Below are 22,791 nucleotides of genomic sequence, written 5' to 3'. Positions count from 1 at the left end.
CTTTTCAGGGCTTGAGGTGAGTAATTCAATTTATTGCTATGGCTTTGGGCTGACTTTTAATGATTGAGACAGGAGCTAACAATGAAAATTGGTGGTAACAGTAATGCACCAGCATTAACGCAATTTCAGGAAAATCAGAAAAAGATTTTTCAACAATTGGCTTCTGGGCTAAGAATTAATCAAGCCAAAGATGATGCCGCAGGGTTACAAATAGCTAATAGGTTAACGTCTGAAGTTAATGGCTTGAATATGGCAATGCGTAACGCTAATGATGGCATTTCGTACGCACAAGTGGCCGAAGGGGCATTGTCGAGTGTGGGTGACGCAGTAGGGCGAATTGAGGAGCTTTCAATTCGAGCGGCTAATGGGTCATTATCTGCTTCTGATCGCAAAGCGATTCAGCAGGAAATTAGTCACTTACAAGAGCACGTTGGCGATGTTTATAAGAATACACGTTTTGGCGATCAGCAAATCTTCTCTGGTGGTTCATTATCTTTCCAAGTTGGTGCTCAAAGCGGTCAAACCGTTGACCTTGCAGTAGGTGGTGAAGGGGTTAGTGCGTTACAAAGTATTGATGTGAGTACCGCTGCTGGTGCACAAGAAGCTATTGAAATAGCACAAGCTGCCCGTGACGAAGTGAGCTCATCCAGAGCTAATTTAGGCGCATTCCAAAATCGCTTAGGCAGTACCATTAATAATTTGTCTCAAACAGCAATTAACACTGAAGAAGCAAGAAGCAGAATACAAGATACTGATTATGCGAGAGCTACGTCAGAGCTAGTTAATCAGCAAATTCAAGATCAAAGTGCGATTGCAATGCAGGCTCAAGCTAATGCAAATCAGGGGCAAATATTAGGGTTGTTAGATTTCTAATCCTCAACCTTCTCAATTTTCTTTGGGGCTAGTTGCTAGCCCCCCCCCTAAGCTCTTGGATGAGCTCATAAACGTATACAATTAACAGAGCTAGTAACATTGCTGCTACGATATACAAAATATTGATTTAAAGCAGGATATTATAGAAGTCGTATCTACCTGTGATGAGTTCGCTGATATTTCTTTCCCCTTTATACCCACTTTAAAATTTGTATGTTGTTATAGTAAGATTTATGTAAATTCGTGGCTCGTTACTTTACGAATTCAACATCCAATACATATCGATAAACCATAGCCAGTCAATAGTTAGTCAATTTTTTGAACAAACGTCAAAATACTGCCATAAATTTCTTGCTTAAATGGAATTGCGTTTTACAATTAAAAACATACTGTTAAGCACTTAGGTTGTACAATCTATGCAAAATATTCGTCGTGTAGTGATATTAGATGAAAACACAGCGAGGGCTGAAAGGCTGGCTGTCTCACTGTCTTTTATCGGCGAAAAAAATGAATGTATTTCAATTGATGAAGTTTCAACTGCGTGTGAACCAGCAAATGCTGTTACTGCGTTTGTGTTAGGCGCACTTACTTCTGGTGAGCATGCGCAGCTTATCCGTGAAAACCCTGAAGTTCCTTTTGTGGTAATAGGTGAAACGCTAAAAGAGTTAATGGAAATACCAAATGTTATTGGTATTCTAGGCGAGCCATTCAATTATGCCGTTGCAACACAGCTATTGCACGACTGCCAAGAGTATCGCCGACTTATTCCCACCCAAAAACATCGTAATGATGCTGCCAAATTCTCTGGTTTGATTGGCCATACCCCCTGTATGAAAGAGATCCGATTTTTGATTCAGCAGGTAGCTACTACCGACGCAAATGTATTGATTTTGGGGGATTCTGGAACAGGAAAAGAGGTTGTTGCGCGGAACATTCATTTATTGTCTAAACGCAGTAACGGCCCGTTTGTGCCTGTTAACTGTGGTGCAATACCGGGTGAGTTATTAGAAAGTGAATTATTCGGTCATGAAAAAGGGGCTTTTACAGGGGCTATTTCTGCGAGGAAAGGTAGGTTTGAACTAGCGCAAGGTGGCACACTCTTTTTAGACGAAATCGGTGATATGCCGCTGCAAATGCAAGTGAAGTTATTGCGTGTGCTGCAAGAGCGTATTTATGAGCGCGTAGGGGGCACAAAAGCGATCAATGCCGATGTCAGAATTTTGGCGGCAACGCATCGTAGTTTAGAGCAAATGATTGAAAGCGGGAAATTCAGAGAAGACCTTTATTACCGATTGAATGTATTCCCTATTGAAACGCCGTCGTTACAAGAGCGCGCTGACGATATCCCCATGTTAATTGATGAGCTATTAAAGCGTTTAGACTCTGAGATGACTCAGGCACTTAAGTTTACCGATCGCGCCCTAGAATCTTTAAAAATGCATCAATGGTCTGGTAACGTGCGCGAATTATCCAACTTAGTTGAGCGGATGGCGATAATGTATCCTAGCCAAGTCATTGATGTAACGGAACTACCAAGAAAATACCAGCACATAGATGTTGATGCCTATGTACCAGAATATCCAGATGAAATTGCTGAACATAATGCATTAATGGATTTATTCAGTGATGCTTCTGAAGATGAAATCGAAAATGAAAACATTAGTGATGTATCAGACGCAATAAATTTAGGGTTATTGCCACCAGAAGGTATTAACCTTAAAGAGCACCTTGCTGATTTAGAGGTTAGCTTTATCACTCAGGCGCTTGATCAACATGATTATGTGGTGGCGCGCGCAGCTGACGTACTAGGGTTGCGAAGAACAACATTAGTAGAGAAAATGAAAAAATATAATTTAGTAAAAGACGAGTAAGTAGTTTCTTACGCGTCTTTTTTGCTTAAAAAACCACCGTCAAACTCTAGTCACTTTAATTTTTACTATTTTTTTAGTGCTTAATCTTACTTCGTTTTACTCCGTAACTACCTGTTTAATTTAGTAAAACTCTACTTGGCATAAAACGTGTATTAGTCATGCTAGTTTAGATTTTTTAATGGTGTAGCGTTATGGCTTCAATACATGCTCTTAGGCAAGACTTTCAAGACCAAGAATTGTTTTCAAGTGACCTGCTAAGTAACTTAGCAATGGAATCCTACACTGGTGAATTAAATCAGTTACGTCAACAGTCCAGTTGGTTAAGCCATTTAGTAGACATTTTACCCGCCGGTGTCGTTGTGTTAGATGCAAGAGGTAGAGTAAAAGATGCTAACAAAGTAGCTCTTGAAATGTTGGGTGAGCCGCTTGAAGGTGAAAAGTGGACTGATGTGATTAAGCGTTCATTTCGTCCAAGAAGTGACGATGGGCACGAGGTTTCCCTTCATGACGGTCGTCGCGTTAAGTTGGCTATTACAGCATTAGCTCCTCAGCCGGGACAGCTCATATTAATGACTGACTTAACTGAAACGCGTATTTTACAAGAGCGTATAGCGCAAATGCAGCGCTTATCTAGTTTAGGTAAAATGGTTGCATCCCTAGCGCACCAAGTAAGAACGCCTCTTTCCGCTGCAATGCTTTATGCTGCGAATTTAGGTAATGAAAGACTAACACCTAATTCCCGTAAAACCTTTCAATGTAAGTTAACTGAGCGCTTGAATGACTTGGAGCATCAAGTTAATGACATGCTGCTGTTTGCTAAAAGTGGCAGTGAAAACCAAGTTGTAAAAGAAGTGTCTCTTCAAAACTTGCTTGCTGAAGTGCGTGCAGGCTCCGAAGCGATGGTATTGCAAAATAATGGCAAGCTTTATGTAGAGCTACCAGAGCCCGACATCCTAATTCTGGGCAATAAAGTATCCCTTGCCAGTGCAATTCAGAATCTTATTCATAATAGTATTCAGGTTATTGGTAATGGTGCAGAAATAAGTATTAGCGCATATCGTGCGGTATCAGAGAATGAAGTCGTTATTTCTGTAAGAGACAACGGGCCTGGTATTGCAGGGGATATACAAGAAAAAATATTCGAACCTTTTTACACCACTCGTAGCCAAGGAACCGGATTAGGCTTAGCGGTCGTTAAATCTGTATGTACGGCGCATCATGGTCGAGTGTCGATTAACGGTGCGTGTAATACAGGAGCTGAATTCTTATTACATATCCCAATTATTGCAGAACCGTCGAACAATTAGGGGGAAGCGCGATGACGAATAAAAGTGTTCTTGTTGTTGAAGATGATGCGGGTTTACGCGAAGCATTATTAGATACCTTAATGATTGCAGGTTATCAGTGTGAAGCAGCGTGTAGCGCTGAAGAAGCTATCTTAACCTTAAAAAAGTCGAACATTGGCATGGTGGTGAGTGATGTGCAAATGGGACAAATGTCAGGTTTGGATTTACTCAAAAGTATTAAGGTTAATTATCCTAATTTGCCTGTATTAATGATGACCGCCTACGCTTCAATCAACGATGCTGTGCAAGCAATGAAGGAAGGGGCAGTTGATTACATGGCTAAGCCATTTGCTCCTGAAGTGTTACTTAACTTAGTGAGTCGTTATGCTCCCGTTGACGAGCAGCCAGCTTATGAGCCTGTAGCCGCTGATGAAAAAAGCTTAGAGTTATTAAACTTAGCTAAACGCGTTGCAGCATCTGATGCCAGTGTTATGGTGACAGGGCCTAGTGGTTCGGGTAAAGAAGTACTTGCCAGATACATCCATGAAAACTCGGCAAGAAAAGAACAACCATACATTGCGATAAACTGTGCGGCAATTCCAGAGAATATGTTGGAATCGACCCTATTTGGCTATGAAAAAGGGGCTTTTACCGGCGCGGTGCAAGCCTGCCCGGGCAAATTTGAGCAAGCACAAGGCGGTACTATTTTACTTGATGAAATTACGGAAATGGATCTTAGCTTGCAAGCAAAATTGCTGCGTGTATTACAGGAAAAGGAAGTAGAACGGTTAGGTAGTCGAAAAACGATTAAGTTGGATGTGCGTGTTATTGCAACTAGTAATAGACAACTACGTGAAGCGGTTACAGATGGTATTTTCCGAGAAGATTTATATTATCGTTTGAATGTATTTCCGCTTAAGTGGCTTCCTTTGGCGCAACGCTCTGGTGACGTTATACCATTAGCTAAGCATTTAATTGAGCGCCATAGCGAAAAAATGGGAGAGGCTGCTCCTCAGTTATCTGAACTTGCTATGCGTAAGTTACAGCGTCACTCTTGGCCTGGCAATGTTCGAGAGCTAGATAATGTTATCCAACGCGCATTAATATTGCAGTCAAGCGGAAGCATTGACGAAACTGCAATCTTATTAGAAGAAGTGAATGCAGAGCTTATTTCTGACACCAGTTCAAGTAATGTCATTACGGGCACATCTAATTTTGATGTAAATGTTGACGTAACCTCGTTTAAAGATGGTTTACGTGAACAAGAACATCGCATTATTTTAGACACGCTAAATGAGTTTAATGGTAGTCGTAAAGATGTGGCTGAAAAGTTAGGTATGAGTCCAAGAACCTTAAGATATAAGTTAGCCAAAATGAGAGAGTCAGGAATGGAAGTCCCTGCATAACTTAGCAATTACAGCAATTGAGATACACTCTTTTGCTGTATTTTTGTGCACTTAAATCAAGTTAACCCCAACTCGGGATAAGAATTTGAAAATTTAAGGAACTAAATGCCTGCTCCACGATCAGATCTTTCGACCAAAAAAGAAAGTGACCAAAAAGGAACAGGCATGAATAAATTAGTTGAACTCTTCTGTGATGTCGATGATTTTTGCAAAGTATTTATTCCCGAATGGGAAAAGCAATTGATTGCAGACGGCACACAAAAACGTAAGCGTCGAAGTAGATTGACGATGAGTGAAGTCATGACAATTATTATTGGCTTCCACATGTCCCATTACCGAGATTTTAAAAATTATTACACTGGTCATGTCAGTCGCTTTTGTCGAGAAGAATTTCCACATTTGCTTAGTTATACACGCTTTTTAGAGCTAATGCCGCGAACAATAGTGCCAATGTGTGCGTACTTCACCTCACTTAAAGGTAAGCCTACAGGCATTGAGTTCATTGACTCCACTACTTTAACCGTTTGTCATAATATTCGAATTCCCAGACATAAAACATTTAATGGTATAGCAAGGCGAGGGAAATCGACGATGGGCTGGTTTTATGGTTTCAAACTTCACCTTATCGTTAATTATCGGGGAGAGATCGTTGCAGCCAAAGTCACCACAGGCAACGTTCATGATACTAAACCAGTCGAAGAGCTAGCTGCTGGTTTGACAGATAAATTGTACGGAGATAAAGGTTATCTCAGCAAAGCACTGGAAGCTTCGTTGTTTGAAAAAGGGGTGACATTAATTACTACCGTTCGCAAGAATATGAAAGCCAAAGCGATGTCGTTATGGGACAGAGCGATGCTATCTAAGCGATTTATTATTGAAACTATTAATGACCAATTAAAGAATATCTCCCAAATTGAACACTCCAGACATCGCAGTATGAATGGTTTTATGTTGAACTTAATGGCAGGATTAGTGGCTTACTGCCTTAAAGACAATAAGCCAAGCCTTAATTTAACTGACTCAGAGCTTAATTCTATGATCGTGGCTTAAACCGATCTGGGGTAAGTTATTCTATCTCAGCAAAACAACATCAACACCTGTAAACTTAGCTTTACTTTACCCTGAGTAAGGTATTAATTGCTAATTAGTTTACTATCTTGCAAATTTGCTTACGCTAAAATTCTGAATAGTTATTAATTTTTATAAAATAATAATTGAAATCACACTCCTCTAAACCCCTTGATATTCATGGCTTATGCTTACAAGTTAACTGTTTATTAACAAATGGTATATTGAATTTTGTATTTTTTGTTTGACTATAAATTAATCGAAATTAATATGGTGAAACAAATTGTTACTGAAATTAAAGTAATTAGTGTGTAAGTTTCAATTTACGTTAGGTGCTTGAAAGTTTACTTTTCTTCGCGTTACCCTACAAAAGTTATGTATCTCTCCAATTAATAATAAGTAGTAATAACTATGAAAATAATGCCAGAAAAAAAGAAAAATATAGATGCGTTATCTGCTAGAGAATATGAAATTATTGAGTTAATAGCGAAAGGCTTAAGCAATAAAGAAATTGCAGAGCTTTTATGCTTAAGTGTTCATACCGTAATGACACATACAAAGAACATTTTTAAGAAATTAAATGTTAAATCGCGCTATGAAGCGGCCTACGAACACCTCACAAGAACGCATTAGCGTAAATTGGTTTAGTTTACTCATCATACCCTACATCTAACTTCATCATAAATCTCTTGATTTAGGTTTCATAATTACGCTAGCAGCCTGAAGTGGTAATCACGTGTATTCATACCGCGTAACAATGCCGTGTAACAATACGCGTAATAAAACCGTGTTATAAGACCGTGTAATAAATCGATGTAACCTATTGCTCTATTTGCAGCTGTTTAAATCACGCCCTAATCCACTGCCAACACTTTTTCGACTTAAAGTAGTCCCTGTTTTAGGGATGGTAATTAAGTAACACAAAAATAAATTTTTGTTCATTTATTTGTAATATACCGGAAATTAGGTATATCCATATCAGTACCCAAATGTATATCCTAGTTCACATTAAAAACGTATAGAAAAGCGGCGAAGAATGATGAAGAAAGTTGCAATGTATTCTGGGGTAGCAGTTGCTGTTATTGCGGCTGTGTACTTTGTACAAACCAATTCTAATGCAAACTCAGGTGCTGAGTCAGTCGAGCAATCCGTTGAAAAGACAGCAACACCAGAGTCAATCGAGCCTGCCAATATTGCGGCTGATGATAAACGATTGCAGGCACTGGTTCAGCGTACACCTAATAAAGTCAATTCACCCAAAGATAAGAAAACTGAAGTGGCAGATGAACAAGAAGAGTTAGCCGATGGCCCGTCACCTTTTAGTTATTCGGAAGAGGCTGAAAAAGAACTTACCCGTCTAGGTAAGGTGCGTGAAGACCTAGAAGGTGAAGCGTTTATAGAGGTGGATCATGACGAAATCATTGCATTAAATGTTGGCGACACACTAAAAATAGAAATTCCTGAATTAGACATGTTTTATGACGTGAAAGTTGATTACGTAAGCAATGATGCATTTGGCAATAAGACGGTTGAAGCAGAATTGCCAAATTATGATGCGAGGTACAGCTCGGTGATCACGGTTGGAAAAGATGCCATTTACGCCAATATTTCTACTCCTCAGGGGCTTTACGTGATGGAAGGGAATGGCCGTTATGCATGGGTGGCAGAAACACAAGATCTTATAAAAGATGTCATTCCAGACAAAATTGGTGGTGAGTTTGATGAAGACCACGACCATACCGTTCATAAGCCTGTGAACGTGAGTGGTGATAGAAACAAATAAGTAAAGCTTGGGAGCTTGATTCTAAACACAGAGTTTTAAGTAGTACAAAAAGCAGTAAAAATAGCAAAAAGCTAAAAAAATAATAAAAACAACAAGAAAAACTAGGAAGGAAAACATTATGTTAAAGAAAATTGTAAAGCAATCAGTGCTAGGCCTCTCTGTTGCAGCTGCACTTAGTGCACCAGCTATGGCAAGAGATGTAGTTGTTGATGTTTATTACACACCGGCTGCCGAAGCGCGTAGTAATAATATTCAAACTGAAATTGCGAATATAATTGCAACATCGAACCGTAATTATCGTGATAATGACTTAGACATTAACTTAGTTCTTGCAGCGACACCATACAACATTGGTACTAACTATACTGCTAACCTTAGTGACTTAAGAAGCGTTTATAAGGCATCTAATATTCGTAACTGGCGTGACGAATTTAAAGCTGACTTTGTAGTGGTACTGGGTTCTAAAGAGTCATCTTGGCAAGGTACTACCTGTGGTATTGCGGGCGATATTTATGGCCTGAAAATATTCCCAGATCATGACAATTATGAAAGCTATGCATACAATATTACAGCGAATAACTGCGGTAATACTACGATGACATTTATGCATGAGCTTGGTCATAACATGGGCTTAGGGCATTCAGTTCGTCAAGGTGCAACTGGTGGCGTTTACTCTTGGGGTGTTGGTTACGGTGTTGATTATGAGTTCGCAACAATCATGGCATATCCGCACGAATTCAATACATCGAATCATCCGCCAATTTTCTCTGACCCAGACAGATCTTGTGGCAGCAATCCTTGTGGTGTAGCCAATGTGGCTGACTCACAACGTGCGCTTGATTTGGTAACAAATACGATTGCAAATTTCCGTTAGGTTATAAGCGACAGCATTTATACACCCTGGATATAAAGTTAAAGGCTAAAATGGGCAGATATTCTGCCCATTTTTTATGTGCAAAAAATGCGTTTATTCAATTTCCAGAAAGTCACGTAGCGCATTAAGCTTTTCTAACCCATCTTCAAATCCTAGCTGAATTAACCGTTGTGTGTATGGCTTTTCAAATAACAGATAGCTACCTAGCGATGACTCAGAATTTTCCTGAATGCCAATTGTTTTTAATAACATTTTCACTGCTAGTGGCAACTCATGAAAGTATTCACACGCTATTTGATTAAAGTTGTGGCTAGGGTTAATTAAAAAGTGATCAATCTTTTTTAACGGCGGTGACTTGTCATCCGGCAATAAACTTAACGTTTGATTTACTCGGCTTAGTCGTTCTATATCCGAATGTAATGTATCTGAAAATATGGTATCTAATAAGTGACCAGCAATGGTCGCGAAATCAGGTGGATGCGGATTTAAACCATAATATTTCGACCCGGGCGGTTGCTCTACACCAATGATAAGTATTTTATCTGCGCCTAAATGAATGGCAGGGCTGAGAGGTGAAAGTTGGTGAACCGAGCCGTCACCATAATAGTTCTGCTGTATACGTACTGATGGAAAAACGAGTGGAATAGCAGACGAAGCCATTAAGTGATTCATATTGACAGCTGACTTAATACCTATGCGTTTTTCTCGTCGCCAGTCGTGATTTTCTAACGATTGATAAAAAGAATACGAGTTACCGTCGTTATAACAAGAAGCGTTAATGGATAGCGCGGACAGGTAGCCGCCAACCAAATTTCTATCGATACGACCCAAATCTAGTATTTCAGTGAGTAAGGCCCTTAAAGGAGCATTATTGAATAGGCTGGTACTGCGTTTGTTAGCGTATTCAGCTTGAAACGAAGAAAAGAAATTATTAAGAAGATAGCGAAACGAGCTTACGCCATCGCACTTATATACTTGATTAGTCGTAAAGTTTTTCCATACCCATTCTAATTTTTTTACACCCAAACGAAAACATGAAGCGTAACAGGCGAGAGCGGTTGCATTAATTGCTCCAGCTGATGTGCCACAAATTATCTTAAATGGTACTTCTCGGTTGCGAGGTAGTGATGTCGCTAAGGCTTTCAGTACACCAATTTGGTAAGCCGCTCGAGCACCACCACCAGTTAACAACAAACCCATTTTTTTCGGGTTATTTAAGGGTTTTGACATCGTAATTCACTATCTAATTTATTTCACTGCTTACTACCTATTATTTGAAAACATAAATGATTACATAAATGCTAATTAGTTCGTTGGCAGTGAAAATAAAATAGGTTTATCATCGTTCTTATAGTTTATGTTGTAAAAAACGAACTAAGCAAGTTATTTATCAGCTCGATGCTTGATATCCCGTTTATATAAACATATTGAATATTAAAGGTTTTGTTAAATGTTAGGAGTCACCAATTAATGCAACGTCAACAAGGCAAGTCTAGTGTATTGATTTTAGGGTTAGTTATTGTGCTGGCCATTTTAGTTTATGCGTCTTGGCAACTATTTGAGAAAAAACAGCAACCTAACAACGTTGAACAAAATACAAGTAACAACTCAACTAACAACCCAAGTAATAATCAAAGTACCTTGGTGCCTAAGGTAAATGATGCATCACAGGCAGAGTCTACTGACACTGATGAGCCCTTTCACGCCGATGAGTTATCGGTTGATGAAGAAAATGGTATAGAAGCTACTGAGTATACTGAAGACGAAGAAGTAGCCGAAGGCTCTACGGAGCAGCACGAACTACCTCCGCTAGGAGAAAGTGACGAGGTTGTAATTGCTGACTTAAAAGATGCCTCCTTTTTTCAGGATGTATCGGCATTGGTGCAATCACAACATATTATACAGCGCTTAGTGGTGTTTACCGACAACTTAGTTAATGGCGATGTTATTAGAGAGTCAATGCCATTTGTTGCACCTTCGAGTCGCTTTTCAGTCATTGAAGAAGGGGAGCGAATTATTTTAGATCCAGAAAGTTTCCACCGTTACGATCCCTACGTAGCGTTGATGGAATCAATACCACCACAAGAGCTAGCTGAGTTGTATGAAAAATATCACCCATTATTAAACACTGCTTATGCAGAGATTGGTTATCCAGATAGCCCTTTTAAAGAAAAGTTAGTGAGTGCCATTGAAGAAGTGCTCGATACACCCATCATTGAAGGCGAGATAGAGTTAGTTACTCCCAAGGTGATGTATGAATTTAAGGATCCAGAACTAGAGTCACTGACACCACTTCAAAAGCAAGTTATTCGGCTTGGGCCAGACAATGCTCGTAAAATAAAAGAAATACTACAAGATTTACGTAACCACCTATTACAATAACGGAGCGGTATGATAGCGAGTGAAAATGACGCTTTATTTTCGCTCGCTGGCAGTAATAATAGAAAATAACGTTGTTTTTTGGGCATAGCAGCATTTTCCTCTTGATAATCAGAGAGCATTTAGTAATAATGCGCGCCGCTTGTATTGATTCATGTCGTTCTTGTTTAGCGAACTATGTTGAATTGAACAAGTACATTCTATGGTGACTCTATTGGTCCTCTCGCAATGATACTTTGTTAACCTGGTCAGGTCCGGAAGGAAGCAGCCACAGCAAACGACTCATGTGCCGAGATGTGGCTGATGGAGTCGCCACCCAAACTTCCTGTTCCTAATTACCTCATTTTATTAATTTAGCTTACAAAAGACTTGGTTACTTATTTATAATCGTTTTCTCAGTTTACACGTGTTTATTGAAGCTGCGTGCTTTAATAGCTAATGATTTTTATGGCTATGTTATTGAAGTGGTACGTCCACTTATTTTTAGTAAGCTACCTTTATTTAGTGGTATTTATACCGGTTAGCATGAAATATTCTAATGCATTAATTAGTTTTTCTTTTTAACTGTTAAATTTATATTCTCTGCGAATACCATATATCCAACACTTGTTTGAGTGTTTTTTGTTCAATTATTTCATTTTTATTTAACAAATGTGTGTATCAGTATATTTCATGTCCAACTTTTTAATGCCAAAAAAAGAGTTTCAAATCTTCGTGATTCAAGTAGTTTAATTCTCACGTTTGGCATTGCGCCGACAGCTGTACATTGCAGTTCAGCGGTAATAACTGTTTTAAAAATAATAAGAATCACTTCGCTAAATAAAAATAACAATAGGCGATAAGTGAACTAACTAGTTGAAGTTGGAGTTAACCAGTATATGAAAGTTTCAAAATTTGCATCATCTCTTGTTGCTGTTGCCATAGCGACAGCATTCACAGCACAAGCTGCTGACGACCGTTACATTGTTCAAGTAGAAAATAATAAAAAAGGCATTGTTAAAGCCCTTGCTAAACAGCTTGGTGCAGAAGTCAATGTAGACGCCAATGGCTTCTTTGCAGCTACATTCACTGGCAAGTCATTAAGTGAAGTCAAAGGGTTACTTAAAAACCCTCATATCAAGTTAATTGAAGAAGATATGAAGCGCTACCCTCTAAGCGTTTACAACGACGATGCTGGTAACCCAATGACACAGCAAGTGACACCTTATGCAGTATATCAATCACAAGCAAACCAGCTAACGTTTAATGCAAATGCAGGGATGAAGGTTTGCGTGATTGACTCTGGATTAGACAGCTCGAACAATGATTTTAATTGGGGAGCAATTACAGGTGATAACGACTCAGGCACAGGTAATTGGAATGAGCATGGTGGACCACATGGGACTCACGTTGCTGGTACTATAGGCGCAGCTGACAATAATGTAGGAGTTATTGGAATGGCGCCGGGCGTAGATATGCATATCATTAAAGTATTTAATGAAGCTGGTTGGGGTTATTCATCCGATTTAGCGCATGCAGCAGAAAAATGTTCGGCTGCTGGTGCTAACATCATAAATATGAGTCTAGGCGGGGGTGGTTCAAATAGTACTGAATCAAACGCTTTTCAAGCCTTTACAGATGCTGGTGGTTTAGTGCTAGCTGCAGCAGGTAATGATGGAAATAGTGTGCGTTCTTACCCTGCTGGCTACACATCTGTAATGATGGTTGGTGCAAATGATGCAGACAATAATATCGCCGACTTTTCTCAGTTCCCAAGCTGCCAATCAGGTAAAGGTAAAAATGCAGTCAATGACGAGCGAATTTGTGTAGAAGTGACAGCGGGTGGCGTGGATACATTGTCAACATATCCGGCTGGTTTAGCAACGTCAGCAAATTTATCAATTGACGGTGCTGCTATTGCCTCATCGGCAATGGAAAATGCTGGCTCAGCATCAGGTTCAACACACTATATGGGAACGGCTGAAAGCACAGATGCAGGAGCAAATGGTTCAGTTTGTGTTATCGACCGCGGCGCTATTTCATTCCACGATAAGGTCGCAAATTGTGAGGCATCTGGTGGTATCGGCGCCATTATTGTTAATAATGAAGCTGGTATGCTATATGCGACTTTAGGTGATACAAACACAACAAGCATTCCCGCAGTTGGTGCGGCTTTTGAAGACCGTGCAATGCTGTTAGCTTCAAACAGTGCAAGTATTGACATTGGCAGCAGCGACTTTGGCTTTATGAGTGGAACATCAATGGCAACTCCAGCGGTTGCGGGTTTAGCTGCCTTAGTTTGGTCAAATCATACTGGTTGTACTGGTACTGACATTCGTGATGCATTTAAAGCAACGGCTGAGGATTCGGGTGCTGCTGGAAAAGATGTGTATTTCGGCCATGGTATTGTGAAAGCAAAAGCAGCGAGTGATTACTTAACAACAAACGGTTGTTCTGGTGGTGAGCCTCCTGTAGGTGAGCTAAGTTTATCTGCAAATGGTTATAAATCGAAAGGCAAAAAGCATGTTGCTTTGTCTTGGGATGGTGCAACTACATCAAATGTAGATATTTTTAGAAACGGTTCATTAATTACATCTACAAGCAATGATGGCTCATACACAGATATAATGACGTCGAAAGGTGGCGGTTCATACACCTATCAAGTATGTGAATCTTCAAGCTCTGAATGTACTAATTCTGTGACTGTGACTTTTTAATAAGGCACATAGAATAAAAAAACTCTGATAAGTTTGGTGTAAAGCGTCATTCATTTTGAATGGCGCTTTTTTTGCTTTTAGCGATGCAATATTAATTCACCTATTACGACACATGAAATGATACTTGTTTTAAATGTGGTACTTTTAAATGTGTAATTTGGTTAACAGTTTCTTATCTTCTTCTGTTTAAAGCTACGAAGCCCTGCTTGCTCATACTACTTCAGTATCTATGAGCGCAAAGGAGCTTATAGCGATGGTGATTTATTTAATGTGCCCAATGTGATGCGTACCGAAAGGTGGTAACACCTTACAAAGACATAAGAGCAAATAAGTATTAAGCAAAGTGGTGAAGTTGAATAACAATATTCACCACTTTTCAAAGGGTTACTGATTAAGTAAGCTCAAATACAAGGGAATGATGTAAGCCTGATTTAACGGTAGGCTTCTCATTTTAATCATTAAGTTTCTATTGTATTTAGCCAGCTCAACCCAGCCTTGAAGTGAAACATTTGAAGGCGGTAAATTCCAATAATCAGCACAAAAGCTTTCCATTTTTTCTTTATCTGTTTGACTATCTAATGGGCCGTTATTGGTTTGGACATGATTGTTGATACAATATCCATTTAAGAACCAATCAAATTGCCGGATGTTTTGATTCCAAGTAACTTGGTCTAATGTATTTGCTAACAAAGCAAGATTCAAACAGCCATTACGATCACAATATAGTTCATTACTAGAGCTATTTAGCGCCAAAACAGTATCGACAGAGTGATTTAAGTCTGTAGAGTTGGTTACATGAAAAGGTTCATTAGTATTTCGCCAATAGCATGTTTCGCCCTCTGTTGTTCTACACGTTATATTTGCGGTTTCACCCGCAGTGAGCATCGTAAATGCATCCGATAATTGATAGCTGCTATTTTCATTCGCATTGTAAATATCAAAATTAGGGTAAGCAGTGCTAATCAACATGTCTTCGACAATGTTAGCTCTTGCAATAAAGTGTGGTACGTTTGATTTTTGAATAGCCATCCAACTACTTCCAAGCGTAGCAAGGTAGGCCTCATTACTCCATTTTTGCCATACTTGTTCTGCTATTAACTTTCTTACATTTTCAGCTCTGCAACGTATATTAAATGAGAAAGACGTACTGATAGTAGACAATTCGTTAATATAATCACTTGGTTTGTCAGTAGTGGCTGCAGGACAGTTCACAGTTTGAGCATGCTTTTTTAACAGCGTTTTGATTGCTTTAGAAATACCCGCAGTAGCTCGCCATTCATAGTGCCAATGGTTTGTATAGAACTCACCGTTATTATCGCTGTATGCAGGGCTGGTCCAACGATAATAAGGCTCGTTGCCGATTTTATTTTTATATCGGCATTGAGTGTATGGAGGCACTAGCTGTTTTTCTGCGAGATCACCGCAAGGCTCAAAATATGCCTCACTGGTATTAATTAAATACTCTGCTAACTGATCGGTTTGTAAGTTAGTTAAGTTGAATACGTCGCTCTGCTCATATAACTCACTGCGTGAAAATAAATTATGTATTTGAGAGTAATAGCTAGATAGGCGGTATCCTGCGTAAGGATCGGTATAATCATTATCCTCGATGGTGATACCTACTTTCAGTGGTTGACTAAGATAGGTAGAAACTGCGCTTAATAATGGTAAATCAGTTGCATTGATGATGAGTTTTTTTGTTGTTGAATTTGCGGTTGGGGAATGGCAAGAAATAGTAATCTCTTCGGATAAATAAGCGGGCATAATGCTAATTGAGTGAACATTACTTGTTTTACTAAATGTATTACTGCTATTTAGCTCACACGAAGTGTTTTCATTTTCGTTTGTTGTTAGTTCAATGGTCAGTAAACTAGGCTCTGATAATAAAATAGATGGATGACTAATTTCTGATACTGGTTGCACATCATCTGAGCTAAAAACTTCAACATCGTTATTAAACACCTTAAGTCTTTCAATGGTAGGTTGGCTATGACAAGTAATGACATTGAATTCGGCAGATGAAGTGACCGTGCCACCTTTACCCGTGCATGTAAGTTGAGTTAAACCATTCTGAACAAAGCCTGTGTCAATTTGTCTATTACCGGATAATCCAATTTGCTCCCCAGTAGCGTTGTGACAGTTTGTAGCGTTATGACTTATCCAGCTGAAAGATTGAGGTGAATTTAAACATGCTGTTTTGGGAGAAAGAGAGAGTGCTAATGTTGGTTTTTGATGAACTGTTAAATTAGCTACAACTGCATCGGAAGTACCTGCCAAACCAGTACATGTGATAGTTGTAGTTTGATTAGAGGTTCTATTGCTACCCACCCAGCTGCCACTGGTTGAGCGTGGCTGCCCGTTTACGTCACACGAAGTTGCATCTTCAGAATGCCATGTTAAGGTCGCACTTTCTCCATATGCAACCTCGGCTGGTGTCCAAGCAATACTTACGGTGGGCTTCTTTCTTACTGTCAATGTAGCGGTTTTTACTTCAGACTCTCCTGCTAAGCCTTTGCATTGCAATGATACATGTTGAGTACTAGTTCTGTTTTTACCTAGCCAGTTTCCGTTAGGTGCGCGCTCCTGCCCGTTTATTAAACAATATGTTGCATCAGTAGAGCTCCAGGACAATATTGCACTCTCACCATGTGCAACTTCGGAAGGTAGCCATTTAATATCAACTGTAGGTGGCTTTCTAACAGTGAGTTCTGCGGTTTGAGTGCTTGATGAGCCTGCGACACCAGTACATTTAAGGCTTACTGATTGGCTATTAACTCTATTTTTAGCAAGCCAGCTACCACTGGTTGCTCTGGATTGACCATTCATTAAGCATGTTGTGGCATCAGTTGAGTGCCAAGTTAGTAATGAGCTTTCTCCATGGGCTATTTCTGAAGGCTCCCACTTGATTGTTGCAGTTGGAAGTTTCCGTACTATTAATTGTGCCGTAGCGGATATGGCTGAACCGTTTACATCAAAACACTTTAAAGTGCTACTCAGGCTGTTAGTTCTATTATTTCCAACCCATGTTCCTCTTATTGCATTTGGCTTATCGTTAAGCTCACAGGTTGCGGCATTGCTTGAATTCCAAGTTAGCGTTGAGCTTTCACCGTGTTTTACTTCAGAAGGGTTCCATGAAATGGTTACGGTTAGCTCAGATGCATGTGCAGTATTTAAAGTTAAGGCGCTTACAAGAATTAACAATTTCTTTTTTATGTGTTTATTATTAGTAAGAAATAACACAGTAAATCTCCTGTGATCTGTGTAGTTAGTATTAAACGTAGGGGGTAACTTTAGTGTAACAGTAAGGTGCTAGCTGTTTGTTCCATAAAGCTTTTGCGCAGGATTAAACATAACCCAAGACGTTAGAATATATTTATCATTGGAAATAGGAATGGAGCCCTTGTGGGTATGTGTGAAGCTAGTAGGGAATATAACTAAACTCCCTGCTTCAGGTTTAACTGAGCGGTTTTGGAAGTAAAACTCTGTTCCGCCTCCTTCTTGTACATCATTAAGGTAGTACATGAAAACCAGTGTGCGGTGTAGGCTGTCTTGTTGCTTATCAACAGGGTGAGGAAAGTGTTCTGAATGCCAATGATGGTAACCACCTTGACCTTTTTTGTAATGCTGTAGATTTATATTACCTAGTCGGTATATGTGCTTAAGTAAATAAAGAATTTGATCATTAGGCATTTGTTGTACATGTTGATGGGTGATCTCAGTAACTTCTTTAGTGTTAGGATCCATGAAAGAGGCTGAAACGGCGCCAACCAACAAAAATGGGTACTTTCTTACATAGGGAATAAGACCTTTAAATGTTAGGTCCATAATAGCCGCACTTTCTTGTTGCCAATGCTCAGAAAGGTTGATCATTAAGTCGGTACTGTTCTTTTTCTTCAAGTCTATACCCTGTCCGGTGTGACCTGCGCCTTTTTCAGAAGAGTGATTAAACTTCTCGATGAGTAATTGGCAATACTGCTTATTCATCCATTCTGGATATACTTCAATAAAGTCAGTCATATTTGTTCTTATTATTAGATTTACCTATCGGTAGAGGTTATCAGATTACATCCGCAGCGGGAATATTATGTTGGATGAGGGCTGTAATAAAAATTGTTCATATACCTTATTCAAAGGATAAACTGGTCAAGTTCGACTACACTGAATTTTACATTTTTATGAAAATTTCATCTCGTGATATTCGCGCTGAGTCTGGAATTATATAAAACGCTGAATAGTAAATAATTATGAATAGTGCAGACGAACATTTAATATTTGATCAACTTCGTTTGTTTGGAGGCTATCAGGTTTATCCAAATGAAATAGGCTTTGTTGAGGTGTTAAGCTACATGGATTTAGAAATATGCCTCTCAGCTCATCCTAACTGGAAAAATATTAAAAAGCAGCCTCCATTGCTTGTATATGATTGCCCCGAGTTTTTTAACCACCCCGATTTAACGGATTATTTTTGTGAAAATTGCGATTCTGAACAACACAAAAATATGATTTGTCATGGTTTAAACGGACGTGAAGGAATAGATGATAACGGTCATAAACGACATTATCGTTTAGTTGTGTTTTCTGCTATTGATCCCTCTCAACCGATTGCCTTTGCGGCATTTGATGTAGATTTAAAAGAAGGAACCACCTCACCTGATGAGGAGTTACCTGTGAAAAATATTAATTGTCGCTGTGAGTTTTTATATGCCTACGTACTGAAGGAATATAGAAATTTAGGGGTAGGCGCTATGCTAGGGTACACCATGGGAAGCTTATTTTGGCAGCAAATATTATTTCTATTAAATCAAATAGAAGGTACAGAAAGTGCTGTTTGCCCGATGATCATGTCTGACAGCTTTACACGTGGTGGTGAAGAAATAATGAAAAACTTACTTCGTGAAGTGAAGATGTTCAGTAAAGCTGAACGTGCAGCGGGCATTATCGACCACCTAGGCAAACCACAAGTAATCGCTAATTAGGAGTTTCTCTTTTCGACCCATGCAATTTTGTTTTCAACCTTAGAAATTGCTTGTCGGCATCTACCTAAACGTTGGTGTAACGCCAATACTTCTTGTTTTAACGTGTCTGCCTCGGCACCGTTTGCGCTTTTTAGTCGTGCTTCCCGCATTTCTAGCATGTTCATTAAGCGCCGTTCATATTCATGATTCTGATTTAGCTCGGCGTAAAGTTCATGGCTTGGTTGCATAATGTGCTGAGCGGTTCTTTTAAGTTTTTGTTGATATCGTGCCTGCCGCGCTTTTTTATCAAATTGAATTTCTTTTAATTTTACTTCGTTTGATTTTACGGCCTGAACTAACGCACTGATTTGACTATCTAGCAGGTTTATATAATAAGTTAAATATTCAGACTGTCCTTTTTTGTACAACTTCTCCAAAAGCGCAAAGTTTTTGGCGGCTTCAATTGCATAATCTTGTAGCTTAGATGAACGCACTTTAAAAAGGGTTGCATCAAAGCGTATATGTTGTTCTTTAACAGAGCGGTTCTCATCGTTAAACTTATCAATGTACTCTGACTGTTCTTTAATAAGTGATAACTGATGCGCTAACTTTTGTAGCACGATGTTGAAGTTGTCAGAATGATACGATGAAAAGTGAGTGTTCATGAGCGCCTTGATAGCTTAAAGCCATGCTTGCCAAAGTAATTTTGCTGTAAGTAGCAATACTACACTAATAAATACAGGGCGAATAAACTTACTTCCCAATTTAATCGCGTAATGTGAGCCAATTAGTGCCCCCACCATTAAGCACAGTCCCATTGCTATACCCAGTGCGAAATGCACATGCCCTAAAAATATAAAGGCAGTTAATGAGCATATGTTGCTTACGAAGTTCATTGCCCTTGCCACGCCGCTACTAAGCAATAGGTTAATTTTATATAAAACGGTATTTGAGACAACCCAGAATGCCCCTGTTCCCGGGCCTGCGATTCCATCATAAAAGCCTAGTGTAACTGCCTGTGAGCATTGCTTAACTTTAAGGTTTGTGGATTGTTGTGGTAAATGTATATTGTGATCAGGTTTTACGCGGTTGAAGAGTGTATAAAGTGCTGTTGCCGCAATAACAACAGGTAACACTTTGTTAAGTAGTTCGGGAGATAAGTAATCTACCACCACAGTTCCTGCAATGGCACCAACGGCGGTGAAGACAATAGATAATCGCCAATATCTTAGGTTAAATAGTTTCTTTCTATAAAAGGTGAGGCTGGCAACAAATGAGCCGAATGTTGCAGCTAGCTTATTTGTCCCCAATGCAATATGTGCAGGTAGTCCAGCTGATAACAGCGCTGGGATTGTTAGCAGCCCGCCGCCGCCTGCAACGGCATCAATAAAACCAGCTGCAAATGCAACACTGCACAATAATATGAGTAATTCGATGGTTAACTCAATATCTAACATCAGTATTCTATTTCGCGCTTGAAAGGAGGCAGTGAATTTATTAAAGACTGGCCATATTGCTTGGTCACTAACCGCCTATCCAATACAACAACTCGGCCAGAGTCATCTTCTTGCCTTAGGAGCCTGCCACAACCTTGTACTAATTTTTTTGACGCTTCAGGTACTGAAATCGCTAAAAATGGGTTACCCCCACGTTGTTTAATATATTCATTTTGCGCCTCTTCAATTGGAGAGGTAGGAACTGCGAAAGGGATTTTTGTGATGATTAGATTTGTTAAATACTTCCCGGGCAAGTCCAGTCCTTCTGAAAAACTCTGTGTGCCAAACAATATACTTGGTGAATTACCATCACATTTTTGTTTGTGCAGTGTAAGTAAAGCGCCACGAGATGCTTCACCTTGAACAAGTAAGGAGAACCCCTTTTCACGTAATTGCTTAGCGACCTCTTTCATTTGCCAATAGGAGGCAAAGAGCACCAATGAAGCGTCTTGATCTTTTAAATAAAGTGGAACGGCCTTACCTAGCGCTTCCGTAAAGCTTGGATGAGATGGTTCAACGTTTATTTTTGGTATGACTAACTTTGCTTTATTTGGATAGTCGAACGGGCTATCAATTTTAATATATTGTGTGTTTTCTAATCCAAATAGTCCGGCCTGACGGGCATAATAATCAAACGAATTAAGTGCGGTTAGAGTTGCAGAACATAGTACTACGCCGTAGGCTTTGCTCCATAAGTGGTCTTGTAAGAAAAAGCCTACCTCAATAGGGGAGTTAGCAATGAGAAAGTCGTGTTTTGCATCTGCCGTGGCATTATCGCTAAAAGTAATTTGCTCTAACCAGCGGGCTTGTGGTGCCGACTTTTCTGATTGGGTTATACACAAGTCTCGCCATAATTTAGTAAAGCTTTCTAAGCGTTGAAGGTAAAAGCTTGACTCCGCCAACACGGGCTCAGCAATCCACGCCTTAACTAGCTGATCTTTAACCTCTTGTGTTAATGCGTCATGCAAACGATTAAGCGCTGAAAGGGCTTTGGTGGCTTCTTCTTTTAATGTTTCTATTGCGGGTAGTAAATGGGGGGGGAGTTCGCCGTTTTCGAAGCGGTGGTATTTTTCTTTAGTAAATAACTGCTGCTCATTAGAGTGTAGCCATTGCTGAATTTGCTTTAACCATTTGGCACTTTCTTCAGCACAATCAGTAAGCGATAGAGTATGCTTAATCAAGCTTTCTGAACCAACGGTAGTTGAAAAACGTTGCGCAAGCTTAGGTAATTTAGCAAGCCAATTAATACTACTTTTAACTAGCACTTGTGATGCACTAAAATCTCTTGCGACAGTAGGTAAATGATGCGCTTCATCAATAATAAAAATAGTGTTCTCAGTTTCAGGTAAAATTTTACCGCCACCTAACTCTAAATCTGCTAACAACAAGCTATGATTAGCAATAATAACGTCAACTTTATCTAAATTTTCTCTGCTTTGATGGTATGGACACATTTGATGTGCCGAAGAGCGCTTTGTGCAATGATATTTATCGCTTGCAATATGATGCCAAAAATCATCGGAGATTGGTTCATCAAGGTGATCTCTTTCACCATCCCATTTGCCCGACTGATATTGTTTAAGTAACTTTTTGTATGCGGGTTTATCTTTTTTTGAAGGGGCGCTAATAAGTAGCTGTTGAAAACTGAGCTGTTCCGCGTTATCACTGCAAATAGCTTCTAATTTTTCAACACAGACATATCGATTACGGCCTTTTAATAACTCAAAATTAAATGACAGCTTACTTTGTTCGGCGAAAAAAGGAAGATCTTTTTCAAACAATTGTTCTTGTAATGCAACCGTAGCAGTGGCAATAACTACTTGCTTATTTTTAGCTAATGCGTAAGGAATAGCGCCCAATAGATAGGCTAAACTTTTACCCGTTCCTGTTCCTGCTTCAATTACACATATTTTATTATGTTTGTGATATTCACCAGCTAGCGTTTTAGCAATTTCTGCAACTAGCTTATTTTGCCCAGGGCGAGCGCGATAATTTGTCAAATTGCTCGAAATATTTTGATGAATCCCGCGAATTTGTGTTTTTAAAAAATCTGAGAGCATATTTAAGAGTGAATATTCATAATAGAAAGCCTACTTAAACAACA

At 39.4% G+C, this 22,791-nt stretch carries 17 protein-coding genes and 1 other RNA gene; 12 read left to right on the top strand and 6 right to left on the bottom strand.

Going from position 1 to position 22,791, the window contains the following annotated elements; all coding sequences use genetic code 11:
• Positions 1-81 precede the first annotated feature (81 nt).
• The 8 genes from HUU81_RS12430 (at position 82) to HUU81_RS12395 (ending at position 9,161) form a co-directional block, all read left to right on the top strand.
• Positions 82-873 carry a flagellin N-terminal helical domain-containing protein gene (locus tag HUU81_RS12430; protein WP_199609251.1) on the top strand — a complete coding sequence of 264 codons (792 nt, stop codon included), beginning with the start codon at positions 82-84 and terminating at the stop codon, positions 871-873.
• Between the two features lie 416 nt (positions 874-1,289).
• Entirely contained in the window at positions 1,290-2,744 is a 1,455-nt protein-coding gene (locus tag HUU81_RS12425) for a sigma-54 dependent transcriptional regulator (protein ID WP_199609250.1), read from the top strand.
• 191 nt (positions 2,745-2,935) lie between these two features.
• Positions 2,936-4,051: a sensor histidine kinase gene (locus tag HUU81_RS12420; protein WP_233520496.1), complete on the top strand. Its 1,116-nt coding sequence runs from the start codon at positions 2,936-2,938 to the stop codon at positions 4,049-4,051.
• Positions 4,052-4,062: 11 nt separating this feature from the next.
• Positions 4,063-5,436 carry a sigma-54-dependent transcriptional regulator gene (locus tag HUU81_RS12415; protein ID WP_199609249.1) on the top strand — a complete coding sequence of 458 codons (1,374 nt, stop codon included), beginning with the start codon at positions 4,063-4,065 and terminating at the stop codon, positions 5,434-5,436.
• Between the two features lie 165 nt (positions 5,437-5,601).
• On the top strand, positions 5,602-6,486 hold the full coding sequence (locus tag HUU81_RS12410; protein ID WP_199610025.1) for an IS982 family transposase: 885 nt from the start codon (positions 5,602-5,604) through the stop codon (positions 6,484-6,486).
• A 429-nt stretch (positions 6,487-6,915) separates the two neighbouring features.
• Positions 6,916-7,137, top strand: a complete 222-nt coding sequence (locus HUU81_RS12405) for a response regulator transcription factor (RefSeq protein WP_199609248.1) — start codon at positions 6,916-6,918, stop codon at positions 7,135-7,137.
• Between the two features lie 403 nt (positions 7,138-7,540).
• Complete coding sequence (locus HUU81_RS12400; RefSeq protein ID WP_199609247.1) at positions 7,541-8,287, top strand: hypothetical protein; 747 nt, start codon at positions 7,541-7,543, stop codon at positions 8,285-8,287.
• Between the two features lie 118 nt (positions 8,288-8,405).
• Positions 8,406-9,161 (top strand): zinc-dependent metalloprotease family protein, encoded by a 756-nt coding sequence (locus HUU81_RS12395; RefSeq protein ID WP_199609246.1) that lies wholly within the window; start codon positions 8,406-8,408, stop codon positions 9,159-9,161.
• A gap of 93 nt (positions 9,162-9,254) precedes the next feature.
• Here HUU81_RS12395 and HUU81_RS12390 read toward each other — a convergent pair whose 3' ends face one another.
• On the bottom strand, positions 9,255-10,391 hold the full coding sequence (locus HUU81_RS12390; protein WP_199609245.1) for a patatin-like phospholipase family protein: 1,137 nt from the start codon (positions 10,389-10,391) through the stop codon (positions 9,255-9,257).
• Between the two features lie 240 nt (positions 10,392-10,631).
• On the opposite strand from HUU81_RS12390, the gene HUU81_RS12385 reads away from it, so the two are divergent.
• From HUU81_RS12385 to HUU81_RS12375, 3 genes are all read left to right on the top strand, one after another.
• Positions 10,632-11,543 carry a DUF3014 domain-containing protein gene (locus tag HUU81_RS12385; protein ID WP_199609244.1) on the top strand — a complete coding sequence of 304 codons (912 nt, stop codon included), beginning with the start codon at positions 10,632-10,634 and terminating at the stop codon, positions 11,541-11,543.
• 209 nt (positions 11,544-11,752) lie between these two features.
• Positions 11,753-11,849: signal recognition particle sRNA small type (gene ffs, locus HUU81_RS12380), an RNA gene on the top strand.
• Between the two features lie 569 nt (positions 11,850-12,418).
• Positions 12,419-14,236: a S8 family serine peptidase gene (locus HUU81_RS12375; protein WP_199609243.1), complete on the top strand. Its 1,818-nt coding sequence runs from the start codon at positions 12,419-12,421 to the stop codon at positions 14,234-14,236.
• 384 nt (positions 14,237-14,620) lie between these two features.
• On the opposite strand, the gene HUU81_RS12370 is transcribed toward HUU81_RS12375, so the two are convergent.
• Both HUU81_RS12370 and HUU81_RS12365 read right to left on the bottom strand, forming a co-directional pair.
• Positions 14,621-17,476 (bottom strand): hypothetical protein, encoded by a 2,856-nt coding sequence (locus HUU81_RS12370; RefSeq protein WP_199609242.1) that lies wholly within the window; start codon positions 17,474-17,476, stop codon positions 14,621-14,623.
• A gap of 69 nt (positions 17,477-17,545) precedes the next feature.
• A complete protein-coding gene (locus tag HUU81_RS12365; RefSeq protein ID WP_199609241.1) occupies positions 17,546-18,253 on the bottom strand; it encodes a 2OG-Fe(II) oxygenase in 708 nt (235 codons plus the stop codon).
• A gap of 227 nt (positions 18,254-18,480) precedes the next feature.
• Here HUU81_RS12365 and HUU81_RS12360 point away from each other — a divergent pair, with 227 nt between their 5' ends.
• Positions 18,481-19,212, top strand: a complete 732-nt coding sequence (locus tag HUU81_RS12360; protein WP_199609240.1) for a hypothetical protein — start codon at positions 18,481-18,483, stop codon at positions 19,210-19,212.
• Here the strand turns inward: HUU81_RS12360 and HUU81_RS12355 are convergent.
• From HUU81_RS12355 to dinG, 3 genes are read right to left on the bottom strand one after another with little or no spacing between them, the layout of a single operon-like run.
• Positions 19,209-19,856: a primosomal replication protein gene (locus HUU81_RS12355; protein ID WP_199609239.1), complete on the bottom strand. Its 648-nt coding sequence runs from the start codon at positions 19,854-19,856 to the stop codon at positions 19,209-19,211. The genes HUU81_RS12360 and HUU81_RS12355 overlap by 4 nt on opposite strands.
• 15 nt (positions 19,857-19,871) lie before the next feature.
• Entirely contained in the window at positions 19,872-20,648 is a 777-nt protein-coding gene (locus HUU81_RS12350; RefSeq protein ID WP_199609238.1) for a TSUP family transporter, read from the bottom strand.
• A complete protein-coding gene (gene dinG / locus HUU81_RS12345; protein ID WP_199609237.1) occupies positions 20,648-22,747 on the bottom strand; it encodes an ATP-dependent DNA helicase DinG in 2,100 nt (699 codons plus the stop codon). The genes HUU81_RS12350 and dinG overlap by 1 nt, the downstream gene beginning before the upstream one ends.
• Positions 22,748-22,791 lie beyond the last annotated feature (44 nt).

This window comes from Flocculibacter collagenilyticus (genome assembly GCF_016469335.1).
GTDB classification, from domain to species: Bacteria; Pseudomonadota; Gammaproteobacteria; order Enterobacterales; family Alteromonadaceae; genus Flocculibacter; species Flocculibacter collagenilyticus.
This window is presented reverse-complemented; position numbering and strand designations above follow the sequence as displayed.